General features: G+C 62.8%; 14 protein-coding genes. 12 read left to right on the top strand and 2 right to left on the bottom strand.

Annotated elements, in window-relative coordinates; translation table 11 throughout:
- Nucleotides 1–51: 51 nt before the first annotated feature.
- A complete protein-coding gene (locus NITMOv2_RS20915; RefSeq protein WP_053381700.1) occupies nt 52–951 on the top strand; it encodes an MlaA family lipoprotein in 900 nt (299 codons plus the stop codon).
- Nucleotides 952–1,033: 82 nt separating this feature from the next.
- Complete coding sequence (locus NITMOv2_RS20910) at nt 1,034–1,717, top strand: CBS domain-containing protein (RefSeq protein WP_053381699.1); 684 nt, start codon at nt 1,034–1,036, stop codon at nt 1,715–1,717.
- On the opposite strand, the gene NITMOv2_RS20905 is transcribed toward NITMOv2_RS20910, so the two are convergent.
- Together NITMOv2_RS20905 and tdh are read right to left on the bottom strand one after the other, a co-directional pair.
- Nucleotides 1,707–2,897: a glycine C-acetyltransferase gene (locus NITMOv2_RS20905; protein WP_053381698.1), complete on the bottom strand. Its 1,191-nt coding sequence runs from the start codon at nt 2,895–2,897 to the stop codon at nt 1,707–1,709. The two genes, NITMOv2_RS20910 and NITMOv2_RS20905, sit on opposite strands and share 11 nt — an antisense overlap.
- Before the next feature lie 152 nt (nt 2,898–3,049).
- The gene (gene tdh / locus NITMOv2_RS20900; RefSeq protein WP_053381697.1) at nt 3,050–4,084 is read right to left on the bottom strand and encodes an L-threonine 3-dehydrogenase; all 1,035 of its coding nucleotides are present in this window, start codon (nt 4,082–4,084) and stop codon (nt 3,050–3,052) included.
- Nucleotides 4,085–4,179: 95 nt separating this feature from the next.
- Between tdh and tolA the strand changes: the two genes are divergently transcribed.
- From tolA to NITMOv2_RS20850, 10 genes are all read left to right on the top strand, one after another.
- Nucleotides 4,180–5,169, top strand: a complete 990-nt coding sequence (gene tolA, locus NITMOv2_RS20895) for a cell envelope integrity protein TolA (protein WP_053381696.1) — start codon at nt 4,180–4,182, stop codon at nt 5,167–5,169.
- 40 nt (nt 5,170–5,209) lie between these two features.
- The gene (locus NITMOv2_RS20890) at nt 5,210–5,821 is read left to right on the top strand and encodes a YceI family protein (protein ID WP_053381695.1); all 612 of its coding nucleotides are present in this window, start codon (nt 5,210–5,212) and stop codon (nt 5,819–5,821) included.
- 115 nt (nt 5,822–5,936) lie between these two features.
- Entirely contained in the window at nt 5,937–6,926 is a 990-nt protein-coding gene (locus NITMOv2_RS20885; protein WP_238590414.1) for a zinc-dependent alcohol dehydrogenase family protein, read from the top strand.
- Nucleotides 6,927–6,966: 40 nt separating this feature from the next.
- Complete coding sequence (locus tag NITMOv2_RS20880; protein ID WP_053381693.1) at nt 6,967–7,557, top strand: hypothetical protein; 591 nt, start codon at nt 6,967–6,969, stop codon at nt 7,555–7,557.
- A gap of 19 nt (nt 7,558–7,576) precedes the next feature.
- On the top strand, nt 7,577–8,491 hold the full coding sequence (locus NITMOv2_RS20875; protein ID WP_083448272.1) for a formylglycine-generating enzyme family protein: 915 nt from the start codon (nt 7,577–7,579) through the stop codon (nt 8,489–8,491).
- Nucleotides 8,492–8,518: 27 nt separating this feature from the next.
- Complete coding sequence (locus tag NITMOv2_RS20870; protein WP_053381691.1) at nt 8,519–10,576, top strand: sensor histidine kinase; 2,058 nt, start codon at nt 8,519–8,521, stop codon at nt 10,574–10,576.
- A gap of 18 nt (nt 10,577–10,594) precedes the next feature.
- Nucleotides 10,595–12,013 carry a sigma-54-dependent transcriptional regulator gene (locus tag NITMOv2_RS20865; protein ID WP_053381690.1) on the top strand — a complete coding sequence of 473 codons (1,419 nt, stop codon included), beginning with the start codon at nt 10,595–10,597 and terminating at the stop codon, nt 12,011–12,013.
- Between the two features lie 426 nt (nt 12,014–12,439).
- Nucleotides 12,440–15,877, top strand: a complete 3,438-nt coding sequence (locus tag NITMOv2_RS20860; RefSeq protein WP_053381689.1) for a molybdopterin-dependent oxidoreductase — start codon at nt 12,440–12,442, stop codon at nt 15,875–15,877.
- Nucleotides 15,878–15,963: 86 nt separating this feature from the next.
- Nucleotides 15,964–17,253 carry a 4Fe-4S dicluster domain-containing protein gene (locus NITMOv2_RS20855; protein ID WP_053381688.1) on the top strand — a complete coding sequence of 430 codons (1,290 nt, stop codon included), beginning with the start codon at nt 15,964–15,966 and terminating at the stop codon, nt 17,251–17,253.
- 544 nt (nt 17,254–17,797) lie between these two features.
- Nucleotides 17,798–19,153 carry a sigma-54-dependent transcriptional regulator gene (locus tag NITMOv2_RS20850; RefSeq protein ID WP_187299298.1) on the top strand — a complete coding sequence of 452 codons (1,356 nt, stop codon included), beginning with the start codon at nt 17,798–17,800 and terminating at the stop codon, nt 19,151–19,153.
- Nucleotides 19,154–19,317 lie beyond the last annotated feature (164 nt).

The raw sequence follows: 19,317 nt of genomic DNA, 5'->3' as shown, positions 1-19,317 counted from the left end.
GCGTCTTTCGATCAAGGCCGGGCCCAACGACATGAGAGACGAGGCGATGGCATGACGATCAAGTCGGGGACGAGAGCGACCGATGACAGGGGAATGATGTACGGGATGATCCTTCTGGCCGGCCTGCTGTGGCTCACCGGCTGCGCCGGCCAGCGCAGCGCCGCGAACGACGCGTCGCTGCATCCGCCGGCGTTGGGCACGAGACCGGTCCCGCAAGAGACGCCGACCGCCGAGACTGGCGCGCCGCCGGAGGACTTCGATCCGTTCGCCAAGCCGGGTGAAGAGGGCCTGGAGGAATATGATCCCTGGGAACCGCTCAACACGAAAATCTTCGAGTTCAACCGGCAGGTGGACCGGTGGATCTTGAAGCCGGTCGCCAAGGGCTACAACTTCGTCGTGCCGAACCCCGTGCAGGTCGGCGTGCGAAACTTCTTCTACAATCTCCGGTTCCCGCCGCGCTTCTTCAACAACATTTTTCAGGGCAAGCTCAAGGGCGCGGGGATTGAAGCCGGCCGGTTTCTCGTCAATACGACGGCCGGGATCGGCGGCTTCATCGACGTCGCGCAACATCTGGATCTGAGAACGCCCGAAGAGGACACGGGCCAGACGCTGGGCTTTTACGGGGTCGGACCCGGGCCGTATATCGTGCTGCCGCTGCTTCCTCCGTTTACGGCGCGCGATCTCCTCGGCTACGCGGGCGACATTTTTTTGAACCCGATCAACTGGCTGGTGGCGCCGATCATCGAGGTCGACGGCGTGCCGTCGGTGATCGCGCACAAGAATCGCACCACCACGACGGTCGTCCAGTTAAGCGGTCGCACGTATGAGATCGTCAACGACCGCTCGCTCAATCTGGAAAAGTTCCAGGGCGTGGAAGAAGCCACGCTCGACCTGTACACCGCCGTCCGCAACGCCTACCTGCAGACGCGCGCGAAAGCGATCCGGGAATAGTCCCTTCCCCCTTCAGTTTCTCCGCACTTCGCCGATAAAGAGGGGCGACCGGGAGAGCAGACCCGGTCCGCTCCCATTCGCCATGCACACGCCCGTGTTCGGACAGAGCCCCGGATTTCCTTCCTCCGTCCATACGGCGCCGCCGACCATTTCGGTGTACGATGCGGCGCGCTTGATGACCTGGCGGCACGTGGGCGTGATCGTCGTCGTGCGCGATCACCAGCCGGTCGGCATCGTGACGGATCGCGATCTCGCCACGCGCGTCCTCGGCGAAGGGTTGGAGTCCAGGACGAATCCGGTCAGCCGCGTGATGACGACCCCGATCGTGACCATGAGCGTGGACGAATCGGATGAGCCGCTCCTGCAGCGCATGCTCGCGAGCCGGATCCGGCAGATTCCCTTGGTCGACGGCGCGGGCAATCTCGTCGGGCTGGCGGCGGTGAACGAATCGGGCGAGGGAGCGGCGATCCGGCGGTCCACGGTCCTCGTTCCGATGGTCAAGCGCCGATGCTGGAGACGGATCGCCTTCAAACTGAAGCAAGAGGTGGCGGCGAACTGGCGATGGATCGGGGCGACCGTGGCGGTGGCGGCTCTCGGCGGAGTCCTCTCGCTCCTGGCGGTGGGACATTGGTCGCCGTGGGCCTCGTCCCGGCTTGTCTCCTCTTCTCAGGCTGCGCCGGGTCACGCGCCGGAGGACGACCGGCCGGATGAGCGCCCCACAGCCAAAGTCAGCGGGCTGAAACCGTCCGAGCCGCCTAAGAAATAACGCCGGCTTCCCGCCCGATCGCGGCAAACGCCGCCACCGCCCGCTCCAACTGCGTGCTGGTATGAGCCGCCGACATCTGCACGCGGATTCTCGCCTGGCCCTTCGGCACCACCGGATAGCTGAAACCGACTACATAAATGCCTTCCTCCAACAACCGGTCGGCCATGCGCGCCGCCAGCGCCGCGTCGCCCAACATGACGGGGATGATGGGATGATCGCCCGGCACGAGGGTGAATCCCAATGAGCCGAGCTGCGCGCGGAAAAAGGCCGCATTGTCCCGGAGCCTGGCCCGAAGCGCGTCGCCGTGTTCGACCAGCGTGACGGCACGCAGCGCGGCCGCCGCGATGACGGGCGGGAGGGCGTTGGAAAACAGATAGGGCCGGGACCGCTGCCGGAGCAATTCGACGATTTCGGCGCGTCCCGCCGTGAATCCGCCGGCGGCCCCGCCCAAGGTTTTGCCCAGCGTGCTGGTCACGATGTCCACACGATCGGCCACGCCGAAATGGGCGGGCGTGCCCCGGCCGTTCGGTCCCAACACGCCGGTGGCATGGCTGTCGTCCACCATCACGATCGCGTCGTAGCGATCGGCCAATTCCACGATCCGGTCCAGCCTGGCGAGATCGCCGTCCATGGAGAATACGCCGTCGGTGGCGATCAGCCGCAGGCGGGCGGAGGCGGCTTGGTTCAACTTCGCTTCCAAGTCCGCCATGTCGCCGTGGGCGTAGCGGAGGCGGGCGGCCTTGCAGAGCCGGATGCCGTCGATGACGCTGGCGTGGTTCAGCGCGTCGCTGATGACCGCGTCGCGCTCGTCGAGCAGGACTTCGAACAAGCCGCCGTTCGCGTCGAAGCAGGAACTGTAAAGAATCGCGTCGTCGGTCCGCAGAAACGTCCTGATCGCCTGCTCCAACTGTGTGTGCAGCTCCTGCGTGCCGCAGATGAACCGCACCGAGGCCATGCCGTAGCCGTACCGGTCGAGTCCCTCTGCAGCGGCCTGGCGGATCTCCGGATGATTGGCGAGGCCCAGATAGTTGTTGGCGCAGAGATTCAGCACCGTGCCTTGGGCGACCTGCACTTCCGGCCCCTGGGGCCCGAGCAACCGCCGCTCGCGCTTGTAGAGGCCGGCTGAACGAATGTCCGCCAGCTGCGCCTCGAGGATTTTCTTGAGGGAAGTGTAGGCCATCGGCTGATCTATCCCGTGCTCATTTTGCAGGTGCTCAAAAAGGTCATCCAACGAGGCCGCAGGCGACGCACGGACCGGAGGCGTACCCTCTGGGGTACGTTGAGGATCCGTGCGAGCCGAGAACGAAGGTGGAGACCTTTTTCAGCGCCTGATTACGGGAACAGCACCACTTTCCCGCACCGCCCGGACTGAATCAACTCGAACCCTTCCGCAAACTCGCTCATCGGAAAACTGTGCGTCACGACCGGGCGCACGTTCAGCCCGGCCTTGAAGAGGCCGGCCAGGCGGTACCAGGTGCCGAACAACCGCCGCCCCGTGACGCCGTAGACCCGGATGCCTTTGAAAATGATCTCATTCGGCAGATCGAAGCAGACGGAGCCGGTCGGGATCCCGAACAGCGTGACGCGCCCGCCATTCTTGACGGCGCGAAACGCCTGATGCAGCGCGGCCGGATCGCCGGACATCTCCAGCGCCGCGTCCACGCCTTCGCCGGCGGTGATGTCGCGGATGGCCGCTGCCATCGCCTCCGCCGTATCCGCCTTGGCGTTGATCGTATGGTCGGCCCCCACTTGCTTCGCCAAGCCGAGGCGATAGTCGCTGATGTCCGACGCGATGATGACCGCCGCGCCCGCGACCCGGGCCACGGCCGCGGCGAACAAGCCGGTCGGACCGCAGCCGGTGATCAGGACCGACTGCCCGGTGAGGTCTTCGGCCAGCGCCGCGTCGACCGCATTGCCGAGCGGCTCCTGCACGCAGGCATACTCCGGCGGAATGTCGGGCGCCGTGCGCCACAGCACTTCTTCAGGCAGGGCGACATAGTCCGCGAAGGATCCGTCTCGGTCGATCCCCAGGATCGTGTAGTTTCGGCAGACGTGCGCCTGTCCGGTGCGGCATTGAAAACAGCGGCCGCAGGTCAAATGCGATTCCGCCGCCACATAGTCGCCGGCGGAGACGAGGGACACTTCCCGGCCGACCTCGACCACGGTGCCCGCCATTTCGTGCCCGATGATTCTGGGTGGATGGATGCGGTGCTGCGCCCAGTCGTCCCACCGGTAGATATGCGCGTCCGTGCCGCACAGCGACGTGGCGGCAACTTTGACGACCACGTCCCGCGGGCCCGGCGTCGGGTCCGGCCAGGCCGTGGCGGTGAGCCCCGGCGCGGCGGCGGTTTTGACGAGCGCGCGCATACGGCATTCTAGCCGATTCCCGCCGGACGATCACGCCGATTCATCGATCAAAATCGGGTTGCGGAGGCCGAATGGGGATCGGTAGGATGGCCTGCATGGTCCGCGTCGGCTTGAGCCTGCTCCTCGCGATCGCCGGTCTGCTCGGAGGGCTTCCGGATCCCGCGCTCGCGAGTCCTTCCGCGCCCGCTTCCGCCGGTTCGGCATCCCCGGTCTCCGCCAAACGCTGGGTGCGGTTCGATCTCCAGAATCTCGACGCGTCCGGTGAGCTGCCGGTCGGCCAGCCGGTCCAACTCACCATGACCGTCGGCGGCGTGGCCCCGGGTATCAGCCCGCTGGTGGCGGTCTGCGAGTCCGTGCTCTTCGCGCGCCAGGTGGTGATGCTGGAGCCGGATGCTGAGTCGACGGCCGTCAAGGGGACGGCGACCTTGCAGCCGATTCCCCACGGCAAACTCTCCGTGACTCCCAAGGTCGCCCGCGTGCAGGTGACCTTCGCGCGCTCGCAACAGGACAAGCTGGAGCGCGTGATGACCCGCATTGTCTACGTGACGCTCGGGCGGCAGGACCAGGACGGTGACATGGAAACGGCCGGATCGGCCGGAGGAGAGGAGCCCGCTCCGGCGGAGGCAAGCCAACAGGAGGAAGTCCAACCGGACGTGGAACCGATGGCGAGCGGCCGTATGGTCGAAGAGGACTTGTTGCCGCTGCCCGCGCCGGGGCAGGGGCGGGCCTATTGGCAGCAGGTCAGCCTGCTGGTCAGCCGCAGCTGGAGCCGGACCGCGCGGCGCGTGCGGCACTCCCCCTCCAGCGAGACGGTCCGTGTCCGGTTTCGCCTCTATCCCAGCGGGCGGGCGCAGTTGATCGAAATCGAAAAGGGCTCCGGCGCCCGCGAGATCGACGAGGCGGGGATCTTCGCCGTCGTCCACGCCCAGCCCTTTCCTCCGTTTCCGGAGGACATCGGGACGGACCCGGTGGATGTCCACGTCCGCATGAGGACCGGGCCGAAATTGGGCGCGCAAGAGACGCGATCGGTCGGGAACGCTCAGCCGGCCGGCCCGCCCAAAGGCACCGTCACACCAAAGAAATGAATCGGGCAAGGGGCCTATGAATCGCACAGGAGGGAGCTTCATGAAGCGGGGAGGCGTCGTGTGCTCCGGGGTGGCGGCCTGCGTGCTGGCCGCCGGGTCGTTCACGCTGGCGGCCGCCGAAACGTCACGCTGGGATGTGGATCCCGATCACTCGATCATCGAGTTCCGCGTGGCCCATATGGTGGTGTCCAAAACGGCCGGGCGGTTCATGGACTACAGCGGATTCGTGGAGATGGACCCGGAGGCCAAGACGTTCAAGGCCATCGAAGCGACGATCAACACGGCGTCCGTCAACACGAACCAGGAGAAGCGCGACGCGCATCTGCGCAACGCCGACTTTTTCGACACGGAAAAGTTTCCCACCATGACCTACAAGATGAAGAGCTACAAGAAACAAGGCGACAGGTATGCCGCGGTCGGCGATCTCACCTTGCGCGGCATCACGAAAGAAATCCTGCTCGTCGGCAACTTCAACGGCGTGACGAAAGATCCGTGGGGCAACCAGCGGGCCGGCTTCAGCGGGGAGGGCACGCTCAACCGGAAAGACTTCGGCATGGTGTGGAACAAGACGCTCGACAGCGGCGGCCTCGTCGTCGGCGACGACGTCCATATCAGATTGGATATCGAGTGCATCAAGTCCAAAAAGCAGTGATGAGTGATGGGTGAATGGTGAAAGGTCTGTCTGGTCTATCTCGTCTATCTGGTGCGAACAGACGAGACAGACCAGATAGACCAGATAGACCAGATAGACCAAATCCATGAGAGCCATGGTTCTCAGCCGGACGGGCGACGTGTCCGGCGACCAGCTGGAGTTGTGCGAGCGTACTGTGCCGGTTCCCGGCCCTGGTCAGGTCTTGGTGAAGATCCATGTCTGCGGCGTGTGCCGGACGGATCTGCATGTGGTGGAGGGCGAACTGCCGGACGTCCAGCTGCCGCTCATTCCGGGCCATCAGGCCGTGGGAACCGTCGCGCGCCTCGGCCCGGACGTGAAGGGTCTGCAGGCGGGTGAGCGCGTGGGGATCGCCTGGCTGCAGGGGACCTGCGGACAATGCCGGTTCTGCGCGACCGGCCGGGAGAATCTCTGTCTGCAGGCGCGGTTCACCGGCTATCACGTCGACGGCGGCTACGCGGAGTATGCGGTCGTCCCGGCGCGTTTTGCCTATCCCATCCCCTCGATTTTTTCCGACGACGACGCGGCGCCGCTCCTGTGCGCCGGCATCATCGGGTATCGCGCGCTGCGGCTCAGCGGCGTCCAGCCGGGGCAGCGGCTCGGCCTCTACGGCTTCGGGGCGTCGGCGCATATCGCGATCCAAATCGCCCGTCACTGGAAATGCGACGTCTACGTCAGCTCGCTGAAAGCGGAACATCAGGCGCTGGCGAGGCGGCTCGGCGCCCGCTGGGTCGGCGGCGCCAAGGATCGTCCGCCGGACAAATTGGACGCGGCCATCCTGTTTGCACCGGCTGGCGATCTGGTTCCTCACGCCTTGGAGGCGTTGGACCGCGGTGGCACCCTCGCCGTGGCCGGCATCCATCTGTCGCCGATTCCCTCGCTCGACTACGGCCGCCATCTGTTCGGGGAGCGCGTGCTCCGCAGCGTGACCGCCAACACGCGGGAGGACGCATTGGAGTTGTTGCGCGAGGCGGCCGCCATTCCCATCACACCCCATACGGTGCGTTTTCCGCTGGAGCAGGCCAACCAGGCGTTGCGCGCCCTCAAGGCGGGCTCCTTCCAAGGCGCCGCCGTCCTGGCGATGTGATCTAGCGTTGAGGCCCCCGAGCTTGGTACATTGGACGGCTATGTCTCGAACGATCGCAGCGTTCTTCCTCACCGTGGTGCTCAGCATCGCCGTGCCGGCTCGGGCATTGGAGTTCACGGCGGACCGCGTGATGAAGATGGACGGCCGGACCGCCAAGTCCGTCGTCTACTACCGGGACGACAGGTGGCGGATCGAGCACCATGCCATGGGGCCGGTGAACGTCAGCATCGTGCGGAAGGACAAGCAGGTGGTGTGGCTGCTCTTGTCCCGCATGAAGCATTTCAAGACCGTGCCCTATACCGCCGAGCAGGAGTTGTTTGTCACCGAGAAGCTGCACGGCGAAGTGTCCCGGGAGGAAATCGGCCAGGAAACGCGCGAAGGGCATCCGACGATCTTGTACGAAGTCACGACCAAACAGGGCGAACAGACGGAGGTCTATTACCAGTGGGTGGCGACCGATATTCATTTTCCGATGAAGTTGGCGAAGAAGGACGGGAGCTGGATCCTGGAGTATCAGCATGTGAAGATGCGGCCCGTGTCGGACTACCTCTTCCAGCTGCCGGTGAACTTCCGGCCGCTCGAGGAGTTCGACAAGGATCCCACTGCGGAACCTCAGAACCAGGGAATGTAACTCACAAGGAGGCCGGAACGTGCGACGGGGAAGTGGTATTACAAGTGCCGTCATCGCAGGGCTGTTGGGAGTGGGTGGATTGGTTTACGCGCTGGATGTCGCCGACGTCACCCGGGAGTGGACTGCAGAAGGAAAGCAACTCGCCGCCGAGCGCGTGAAGCTGCCGGCCCACGACGAGATGGTGCGCATTCCCGCCGGCCCGTTCCTGATGGGCAGCGACAGGAAGGTGGACAAAAACGCCTATCAACCCGAGTTCCCGCAGCGCACCGTCTATTTGGACGCCTATGACATCGATAAGTATGAGGTCACGACGGTGCAGTTCCTCAAGTTCGTCTTGGCCACGAGTCGGGATCCGTTGATCGACTGGCAATATGACGGCGGGAATTTCCAGGAGACCATGGTCAGCCATCCGGTCATGCATGTGTCCTGGTTCGACGCCGATGCGTATTGCAAGTGGGCCGGCAAACGGCTGCCGACTGAAGCCGAATGGGAGAAGGCGGCGCGCGGCGACGACGGGCGGATCTATCCCTGGGGCAATCAGATGGCCGGGCTTTCCCGCGCCAACTTCGGACGCACGGGCCTCTCGGGGCCGGTCCGGGATCGCCCCGAGCGGTTGCTGCTCTACCCGCCGATTATCTCGGTCGATAAGTACGACAACGCGGTGAGTCCCTATGGGGTCTTTCAGATGGCGGGCAACGTGGCCGAATGGGTCGCCGATTGGTACGACCCCAAGTATTACGGCAAGGCGCCCGACAAGAATCCCAAGGGGCCCGAGACCGGCACGCAGCGAAGTTTCCGCGGCGGCGGGTGGATCGACAGCACCCCCAGCGTCCGCGCCGCACAGCGCAACGGCACCGATCCCAACACAAAGATGAACTGGATGGGCTTCCGCTGCGCCCGGGATGCCCGTGAGGGCTCCGGTGGGCAGAGCTGACGGACGCCGCACCCACGTATACCTTCGATGACCGCGACGACCAATCCAAGCGGGCGGTCGCGGTCGGGACGCCCGGCCTCGATCCTGTTCAAGGTCGGGCTCGTCGTCGGCGCGCTGTCGCTGGCGTTCGGCGTCCTGCTGCTGATCACCTCGCACCTCACCCGCCAGCTCATCGGGACGAGCAAAGCCATCGAACAGGCCGGGGCGGAGCGCATGCGCGTCTACAAATTGGCCGCGCTCATCCAGCGCCTGCCCGGCTCGGATACCGGAAGAGAAGCGGAACGCATCCGCGCTGACATCGTCGAGCTGGAACGCGTGTTGGAAGGGCTGCGCTTCGGCACGATCGAGCATGGCGCGGTCGCGGACATCAGCCCCGCGTTGTCGACACGGATGCAGAAGGTCCAGGACCGCTGGTCGATTCAGCTCCGGCCCGCGCTGGAACAGGCGCTGGGCGCGACCGGCGAGCGGTTGGCGGCGCTGCAGCGGGAGTATTTGGCGCTGACCGACGAGTTTGTCACCGATATGGACGCACTGGTCCAGTCGGTGGAGCAGGAATCGGCCGGCCGCGTGCAGTCGCTCTACAGTTTGCAGATCGGATTTCTTCTGGCGTCTCTGAGTTTGGCGGCCCTGGCCTTGATGTTCCTGCACCGCGCCATTCGGGAGCCGCTCAAGCGACTGACCGAGGGCGCCGAGCATATGGCGGCCGGCGAACTCCACACCAAAATCCAGGTGCACGGCCACGATGAGTTGGGACAGCTCGCGCGGACGTTCGAGCGCATGGCGGAGACGATTCAAACGCACATCGAGGAAATGAAAGCCTTGCATGCGACGGGCGAAGAGATCGGCATGCTGGAGCCGGGCGGGCTCGAGGGGGTGTTGCGCCGGATCGCGGACCGCGCCACGGAGTCCTTGGATGCCGATGTCGCGCTGGTGATGGTCCGGCACCTGACGATGGAATGCTGGGTGGTGGAAGCGGCGTCGGGCACCGCCTTCGACCACATCCGCGAGCAGATCATGCTGTTCGAAGAGACCCCGTTCTCCAACCAGGCGTACGAAACGAAGCGCCCGGTCGTCGTGACGGACCTCGCCCAATATGCGGATCGGCCCATCCGGTTCCGGGACCAATTCGGCGCGAAGAGCTACATGGCGGTGCCCCTGGTCGGCCCCCACGAGTGCCGGGGCGTCCTCGTCCTCCTGAGCATCACGCGCATGCGCACGTTCACCGAATGGGATATCCAGCTCGCCCAGCAGTTCGCCTCCTACGCGGCCGTCACGATGGAAAACGCGCGGCTGTTCGAGACCGTCGAATCGGAATCCGAGACCTTGCGGGCCAAGCTGCGCGCGGTGGAGCGGAACGTGGCGGAGCTCATGCACGAAGTGAAAGCCCCCGCGGGCCGCGTAGCGGAGTTTGCCTCCTGGCTGGAGCAGGATTACGCGCGCCGACTCGACGAGAAGGGGCTCCGGTATCTCGCCTGGATCAAGAACGAGGGCCGGGACCTCGCGGCCCTCGCCGGTCGAACCCTGGACCTGGCCCGCATCAATCACGAGCCCTCGCCGCTGGAGAGTGTGGATGTGGATTCGGTGGTCCGGGAGGTGATCACGGCGCTGCAGGCCGACCGCGACAAACGCGGCGTGCGCATCACCATTCAACCCGGGTTGCCCAGGTTGGCCTGCCGGCGGATCCATTTGAAGCAGGTGTTCGACAATCTGATCGGAAACGCGATCAAGTATATGGGGGACCAACCCGTCCCCGAGGTGGACATCGGCACGCAGGACAGCGATCGGGGTCTGCTGCTGTATGTCCGTGACAACGGGATGGGCATCGATCCCGCGATGCGCGACCGGATTTTCCTTCCGTTCTCCCGTCTGGTGACGGAGGAGATCCCCGGTTCGGGTATCGGGTTGTCGATTGTGAAAACCGTCGTCGAGCAGTATGAGGGCGAGGTGACGGTGGAGTCCTCCCCGGGCAAGGGCAGTACGTTCTTTGTCCGCCTGCCGGTATTATCCGCCCCGGCCGGCCAGACTGAATTGCACGGCGACGCCGTGGCGGGGGCGGCTCCGGGGCTCAAACGTCGCGGAGCATAACGAAGTAGGAGCGGCGAGATGCCCAGTCTCAAAGAGAAAACGTTTACCATTTTACTGGTGGAGGACAACGGGGGAGATGTCGAAATGTTCCTCCGCACGGTCGAGGATGAGCTGCCGCGGCGTGAGGACGAAGACGTGGAACTGGTCATTGCGGCACGCGCTGAAGGCGGCCTCAAAATCCTGCAAGAGCGCCGGATTGATCTCGTCATTTCAGACGTTCGTCTTCCCGGCATGAGCGGCATCGAGCTGTTGCAGCGGATCCAAGCCATGGACCGGCGCATCCCGGTGATCATGGTTAGTTGGGTCGATACGGTGGATATCGCCGTCGAGGCCATGCGGTGCGGCGCGTTCGACTATATCACCAAGCCGTTCGAGAAGCTGGATCTGGCGGCGCGCATTCACCGCGCGATGCGAATCTCCGAAATCCTGTATCGCTATGAGCCGGACCGGCGGACCGAGGCGCCGCCGGTCGCCGATTTCGTCGGGGTAAGCCCCGCCTTTCAGAACGTCCTTGCCATGATCGAAGCCGCGGCGCAGGTCCATTCCACGGCGCTCATCATCGGGGAAACCGGCACCGGCAAGGAGCTGATCGCCCGGGCCATCCATGAGCGGAGCGAGCAGCGGAACGGTCCCTTCCAAGTGGTGGACTGTACGACCTTCACGGAAGGGACGGCGGACAGCGAGCTCTTCGGGCACGTCCGGGGGGCCTTCACCGGGGCGGTGGCGGACAAGCTGGGCCTCATCGAGCACGGCGTGGGCGGCACGGTGTTTCTCGACGAGATCGGCGACCTGCCGTTGGCGCTCCAAACCAAACTCCTGCGGGTCCTCGAAGTGGGCGAGGTGCGGGCGGTGGGCAGTGTGCAGTCGAAGAAGGTCAGCGCCCGGTTCATCGCCGCCACGAATCAGGAATTGACCGAAAAGGTGAAACGCAACGAATTCCGGAAGGATCTCTTTTTCCGGCTCAACGTGATGGCGATCCGCGTGCCGCCGTTGCGGGAGCGGACGGAGGACATTCCGTTGATTGCGCGCCATTTCATCGCCCGCTACACGAAGGAGTTCGGCAAGTACGTGGACAACCTGCATCCGTCCGCCGTGACGGAGCTGGTCGCCTATCCCTGGCCCGGCAACGTGCGGGAACTGCGCAATGTGATCGAACGGGCCGTCATGCTCTGCAAAGGCGACCGGATCAGCCGCAACGACGTGCTCGGCCTTTTGCAGTTCACCGATCCCGGGCAGGGATTGCAGGAGGACTATCTCTCGTTGCCCTATGCGAAGGCCAAAGAGAAAGTGCTCGAAGAGTTCAGCCGTCGATACATCAAGGCGAAGTTGGATCATCACCAGGGTAATGTCACACATGCGGCCAACGAAGCAGGCCTGCCCCGGTCGTACTTCCACGAAATCATGCGGCGTTATTTGAAGGATCGGGACGAGGTCTAACCGTCTTCTTTCACTGACACCTCGGGAGCCCTTTCGGCGGTATTGCCGCGTAAAACGCCGAATTCCATCTTTCCAGCCATCCGTCACCTTCACCTGACACCAAAATCAATCGGCGATACAAAGGCTTAGATTGCTCACACGACCAGGCTGTCAGTAGCGACTGACACCTCTCTGCGTACTCGATTCTCCCACCGCTATTCGGCTTTGCAAAACGTAGTTAAGTCGCTGATTTCTCACACGATCCACGCATGCCATCACAGGCGAAGAAACGGCCTGGTGGCACAGGGCTTGTACTTGTGGAAGGCGCCATGAAGGGATGACCGTCCATCAACTCGTGGCAAAGAAGGGAGGTGGGAAGAGGTTCGCTGGGTGTGTGAGAGAAGAAGCGTGGGCTGACGGCAGCCCTCAACTTAGGAGGTGTCCACAATGTTTTTGTCACGTCGGCAATTCTTGAAAGTCTCCGCGGGGACCGTCGCGGCCGTGGCCGTGGCGGACAAGGTCCTGGCGTTGACCGCGTTGCAGCCGGTCATCGAAGTCGGGAACCCGCTGGGCGATTATCCGGACCGGTCGTGGGAGCGCGTCTATCACGATCAATACCGGTATGATTCATCCTTTACCTGGTGCTGCTCCCCGAACGACACGCACGCGTGCCGCATCCGGGCCTTCGTCCGGAACGGCGTCGTGATGCGGGTCGAACAGAACTACGACCACCAGACTTACGAAGACCTCTACGGCAACCGCGGGACGTTCGCGCACAACCCGCGCATGTGTTTGAAGGGGTTCACGTTCCACCGCCGGGTGTACGGCCCGTATCGGTTGAAGGGCCCGTTGATGCGGAAGGGCTGGAAGCAGTGGATGGACGACGGCTCCCCCGAGCTGACGCCCGAAACCAAGCGCAAGTACAAATTCGACAGCCGCTTCCTGGACGACATGCTCCGCGTGTCCTGGGATACGGCCTTCACCTATGCGGCCAAGGCTTACATTATTGTAGCGACGCGCTACAGCGGTGAAGCGGGCGCGCGGCGGCTGCGCGAGCAGGGCTATGCGCCGGAAATGATCGAGATGATGAAGGGCGCGGGCACGCGCTGCTTCAAGCACCGCGCCGGCATGCCGGTCCTCGGCATCCTGGGCAAGATGGGCAACACCCGCATGAACGGCGGCATCAACGCCCTCTTGGATACCTGGATCCGCAAAGTCAGCCCGGATCAGGCGCAGGGCGGCCGCTACTGGTCGAACTACACCTGGCACGGCGACCAGAACCCGGCCCATCCCTGGTGGTCGGGGGCGCAAGGCTCCGATATCGACCTCTCCGACATGCGTTTCTCCAAGCTGAACACCAGCTGGGGCAAGAACTTCGTCGAGAACAAGATGCCGGAAGCGCACTGGAAGTTGGAATGTATCGAGCGGGGCGCCCGCGTGGTCGTCATCACGCCCGAATACAATCCGACCGCCTATCGCGCCGACTACTGGATGCCCTTGCGGCCGGAGTCGGACGGTGCATTGTTCCTGGGCGCCATGAAAATCATGGTGGACGAGAACATGCACGACATCGACTTCCTGAAGCAGTTCACGGACGCGCCGATCTTGGTGCGAACCGACACCCTCCAGTATTTGGATCCCCGGGATGTCGTCGCGGACTACAAGTTCCCGGACTTCTCCAAGAGCTACTCGGGCCGGATTCAGTCCTTGAAGCCGGAGCAGATCGAGCGCTTGGGCGGCATGATGGTCTGGGATCTCAACAAGAAGCAGGCCGTGCCGCTCCATCGGGAACAGGTGGGCTGGCATTACGTGAACAGCGGCATCGACGCGGCGCTGAACGGCACGTATCGCGTGAAGCTGTTGAACGGCCGCGAAATCGACGCGATGCCGGTCTGGCAGATGTACCTGGTGCACTTCCAGGACTACGACTTGGACACGACGCATCAGATCTGCCGGACGCCCAAGGACCTGATCGTCCGGTGGGCGCGGGATTCGGGCACCATCAAGCCCGCCGCGATCCACAACGGCGAAGGCACCTGTCACTATTTCCATCAGACGGAGAACGCCCGGGCGGCCGCGATGGTGCTCATCATCACCGGCAACGTCGGGAAGTTCGGCACCGGGCAGCACACCTGGGCCGGCAACTACAAGGCCGGCACCTGGACGGCCACGCCGTGGTCCGGCGCCGGCATTGCGGTGCACACGGGTGAGGATCCCTTCAACATCACCACGGATCCGAACGCCCACGGCAAGGAGATCAAGACCAAGTCGTACTACTACGGCGAAGAAGTCGGGTATTGGAACCACGGGGATACCGCCCTCATTGTGAATACCCCGAAATATGGACGGAAGGTCTTCACCGGCAAGACCCACATGCCGACGCCGAGCAAGTTCCGCTGGGTGGTGAACGTGAACGTGCTCAACAATGCCAAGCACCATTACGACATGGTGCGCAACGTCGATCCGAACATCGAGACCCTGATCACGCAGGACATCGAGATGACCTCGGACGTGAACCACAACGATATCGCCTTTGCCTGCAACTCCTGGATGGAGTTCACCTATCCGGAAATGACGGTGACGGTGTCCAATCCCTGGGTGCAGATCTGGAAGGGCGGCATCCGGCCGCTGTACGACACCCGCAACGACCTCGACACGTTCGCCGGCGTGGCGGCCAAGTTGTCGGACATGACGGGCGACAAGCGCATGAAGGACTACTTCGCGATGGTGTACGCCAACCGCGTCGACGTCTACGCACAGCGCATGTTGGACGCGTCGAGCACCTTCTATGGGTATTCGGCTGACGTCATGCTGAAGAGCGAGAAGGGCTGGATGGTGATGGTCCGGACCTATCCGCGGCATCCGTTCTGGGAAGAGACCAACGAGTCGAAGCCCATGTGGACCCGCAGCGGCCGGTACGAGAACTATCGCATCGAGCCGGAAGCCATCGAGTACGGCGAGAACTTCATCAGCCACCGGGAAGGCCCGGAGGCCACACCGTACCTGCCGAACGCCATCTTTACGACGAACCCCTTCGTCCGTCCGGATGACTACGGCATTCCCATCACGGCGCAACACCACGACGACAAGACGGTCCGCAACATCAAGTTGTCGTGGGACGAGATCAAGCGCCACTCGAACCCGTTGTGGGAGAAGGGCTACCAGTTCTACTGCGTGACGCCCAAGACCCGGCACCGGGTGCACAGCCAGTGGTCGGTGAACGACTGGGTGCAGATCTACGAGTCGAACTTCGGCGATCCGTACCGGATGGACAAGCGGACGCCGGGCGTGGGCGAGCACCAGTTGCACATCAACCCGCAGGCGGCCAAAGACCGCGGCATCAACGACGGCGACTACGTCTATGTGGACGGCAACCCGGTGGACCGGCCCTATCGCGGCTGGAAGCCGAGTGACCCCTACTACAAGGTCGCGCGGTTGATGATCCGGGCCAAGTACAACCCCAGCTACCCGTACCACGTCACGATGGCGAAGCACGCCCCGTACGTGTCGACGGCGAAGTCGGTGAAGGGCCACGAGACCCGACCCGACGGCAGAGCGATTGCGGTCGACACCGGCTATCAATCCAACTTCCGGTACGGGGCGCAGCAGTCCTTTACCCGGAACTGGTTGATGCCGATGCACCAGACCGACAGCTTGCCGGGCAAACACGCGATTGCCTGGAAGTTCAAGTGGGGCTATCAGGTCGACCACCACGCGATCAACACGGTGCCGAAGGAATGTCTGATCCGCATCACCAAGGCGGAAGACGGCGGCATCGGGGCGCGCGGGCCGTGGGAACCGGTCCGGACCGGCTTTACCCCGGGCCAAGAGAACGAGTTCATGATCAAGTGGCTCAAAGGCGAACACATCAAGATTAAAGTCTAACGGACGTGACGAGTGACGAGTGACGGGTGGAAGACGAGCGAGCCCGTCGCGTCACGCGTCACCAGTCACGCGTCACTGGAGGTCGTATGCCCGAAGTCTATAACTGGCAACTGGGACGGAAGATGCTGTATCCCTACGAGGAGCGGCATCCGAAGTGGCAGTTTGCCTTCGTGTTCAACATCAACCGGTGCTTGGCGTGCCAGACCTGCAGCATGGCCGACAAGTCCACCTGGCTCTTTTCCAAAGGGCAGGAGTACATGTGGTGGAACAACGTGGAGACCAAGCCCTACGGCGGGTATCCCCAGTTCTACGACGTGAAGATCACGCAGCTGATCGAGCAAGTGAACCCGGGCGGGCAGGTGTGGAACGTGCGGGTGGGCCGCAAGCACCATGCGCCCTACGGGGTGTTCGAAGGGATGACCATTTTCGACGCGGGGGCCAAGGTGGGCCAGGCGGCGATCGGGTACATCCCGACCGACCAGGAGTGGCGGTTCGTCAATATTTATGAGGATACGGCGACCTCGATGCGGGCCTTGGTCGAAGGCATCGACAAGACCGGGTTCTCGCGGGACGAGCCGTGGAAGATGACGGGCAGCTCGCTGCCGGAGCATGAAACGTTCTTCTTCTACCTCCAGCGGATCTGTAACCACTGCACGTACCCGGGCTGTTTGGCGGCCTGTCCCAGAAAGGCCATCTACAAGCGGCCGGAAGACGGCATTGTATTGATCGACCAGAACCGGTGCCGGGGGTACAAGAAGTGCGTGGAACAGTGCCCGTTCAAGAAGCCGATGTACCGGGGCACGACGCGCGTGAGCGAGAAGTGCATCGCGTGCTATCCGCGCATCGAGGGCAAGGATCCGTTGACGGGCGGCGAGCCGATGGAGACGCGCTGTATGGCGGCCTGCGTGGGGAAGATCCGCATGCAGAGCCTGGTGCGCATCGGGGAGGACGGCCTGTGGGCCGAAGACCGGTGGCATCCCCTGTACTACGCGATCCGCGTGGAGCAGGTGGCGCTCCCGCTATACCCGCAGTGGGGGACGGAGCCCAACGGCTTCTACATCCCGCCGCGGCACAGCCCGCGCGGCTATGCGCGGCAGATGTTCGGCCCGGGCGTGGACAACGCCATCGAGAAGTACCTGGTACCGAGTCGGGAACTGTTGGCCGTCCTCCAGCTCTGGCGCGCGAGCCAGCAGATCATCTTCCGGTACGATGTGATTCCGGGCCCGAAGGTGTTCGAGACCCAGATCCACGGGAAGCGGTTCGAGATGTACAACGACACCGTGCTGGGCTTCAACAAGTCGGGCAAGGAAGTGGCGCGCATCCAGGTCGAAGAGCCGATCTACATCAGACCGGCGGAAAGAGTGACCTGGTTGTAAGACAGACCATGAGTGGCGTTCATCCGGCGCGCCCGGTTTGGACCCGGCTCTAAAGCGTCAGTCCTTCAGTGGGCACGCAGAAATGGGTTGGGAGACTTGTTCTCCCAACCCGTTTCCTTACGTCGATTTTCACCACAAGACCGGCGCTTCCCGCCCAGCACTTCATTGAAAACCTCCATCTGCTGTTCGTCCGGATAGTCCCGAAACGGCTTCTCTTCTTCGGCCACCGCCACAGATCTTGACCGGTAATTCGGGCGAGGCGTACAGTAAAGTTCCGTTCGCGGACCGCCTCGGTATTTTATGGGGGGTGGTGGCGCAGTGAGTCCTTCTTTCTTACCATCTCCGCACACTGGAACCAACGTAAGGCATCTGAGGTCAGGCATCCTCTACGTGAAGCAGAGGCTATGCAATTCATCAATTCATGATGGCATATAACAGGCCGCTTGAGCACCTTCTCAAGAATGCTGGAGGAGGGTCGGTGAGGATGAATGCCGTGGAGCAAAAAGTGTGTACGCTCCTGCTCGTGGAGAGCAATGGAAGCGACGTGGAGCTGTTTCTGCGCACCCTGGAGCAAGACCTGCCTCGGTATGAAGACGAACAGGTCGAGATCGTGATCAATGCGACGGCCGAAGGAGCGCTGCGACGACTCCGAGAACAGCCCATCCACCTTGTGATAACCGGACTCCGGTTACCCGACATGACGGGCATCCAGTTGATGGATCGAATCCATGACGCCGAGCACCGTATTCCGGTTCTCGTAACGGGCTGCATGGATACGCTCGATGGGATCGTCGAAGCCATGCGCCATGGAGCGTTTGATTACCTGGTGAAACCATACGAGAGAGTGACTGCCGTTCCCCGCATACATCGGGCGATGCGCATGTCGGAAATCCTGCTGAGCTCCGTGCCAATTCCCCAGCCCAGACAGCCGCAGCCGTTCAACGATATCGTCTGCGTGAGTCCGGCGATGCGCACCGTCACGGGATTGATCGATGCCGTCGCGAAGGTATCAGCCACGGCCTTGATCGTAGGCGAAACGGGGACGGGGAAGGAACTGATTGCGAAAGCCATACACGAGCGGAGCGATGAAAGGACCGGCCCCTTTCAGGTCATCGACTGTACGATGTTCGCGGAAGGCACCGTAGAGAGTGAATTGTTCGGCCATGTCCGGGGGGCGTTCACCGGCGCCATCGCCGACAAGCGCGGATTAATCGAGTCCGGGAGTCAAGGCACGGTCTTTCTCGACGAGATTGGCGACATACCGTTGGCACTCCAAGCGAAGTTGCTTCGCGTACTCGAGGAAGGTGAAGTACGGGCGGTGGGAAGCACTCACCCCAAGAAGGTTCACACGCGTTTTATAGCGGCCACCAATCAGGATCTGGCGGAGAAGGTGCAGAAAGGAGAATTCAGAAAGGACTTGTATTACCGGCTCAACGTGATGGTGATTCGGGTCCCGGCGTTACGAGATCGCAAAGAGGACATTCCCGTCTTGGCGCGCTATTTCATCAACAAGTACGCCAACGACTTCGGCAAGCCTGTACCGGAGTTGCATCCCTCGGCCGTCACTGAGCTGATCGCTCATCCATGGCCGGGCAACGTGAGGGAGCTCAGAAACGTGATCGAGCGGGCCGTTATGCTCTCGCAAGGTCATCAACACATAGACGCGCAAGTCATCGTCAGTATCCTGCAGGGTGTGACCAAGGATCCATGGGTTTCGGGCGAGTATCTGCTGCTGCCGTACTCTCAGGCAAAGGAGAAAATTCTCGAGGAGTTTAATCGTCGCTACATCTCTTTTAAGCTGGCAAACAACCAAGGAAACGTCACTCGCGCTGCCGTCGAAGCCGGACTGCCCCGCCCATATTTTCATGAAATCATGCGGCGCTATCGACGGGCTGCGTGATCGCCGAATTGTCAGATATTTCTGACACCCGATAACTCCCAAGCAGATCTAAGCGCGCATAAAAATGTGTGATTCCGTCCTGCTCCGCGGCAGGGTGACTGTCAGTTTTTCTTCTGTATTCCTTCCAAGCACTTATCCTCTTTTCCCGGCGTGCCGTTGTTAGA

Origin of the sequence: Nitrospira moscoviensis, assembly GCF_001273775.1 — a bacterium.
Lineage (GTDB): Bacteria > Nitrospirota > Nitrospiria > Nitrospirales > Nitrospiraceae > Nitrospira_D > Nitrospira_D moscoviensis.
Note: the sequence above shows the minus strand (reverse complement) of the source record. Positions and strands in the feature narration are given on the sequence as shown.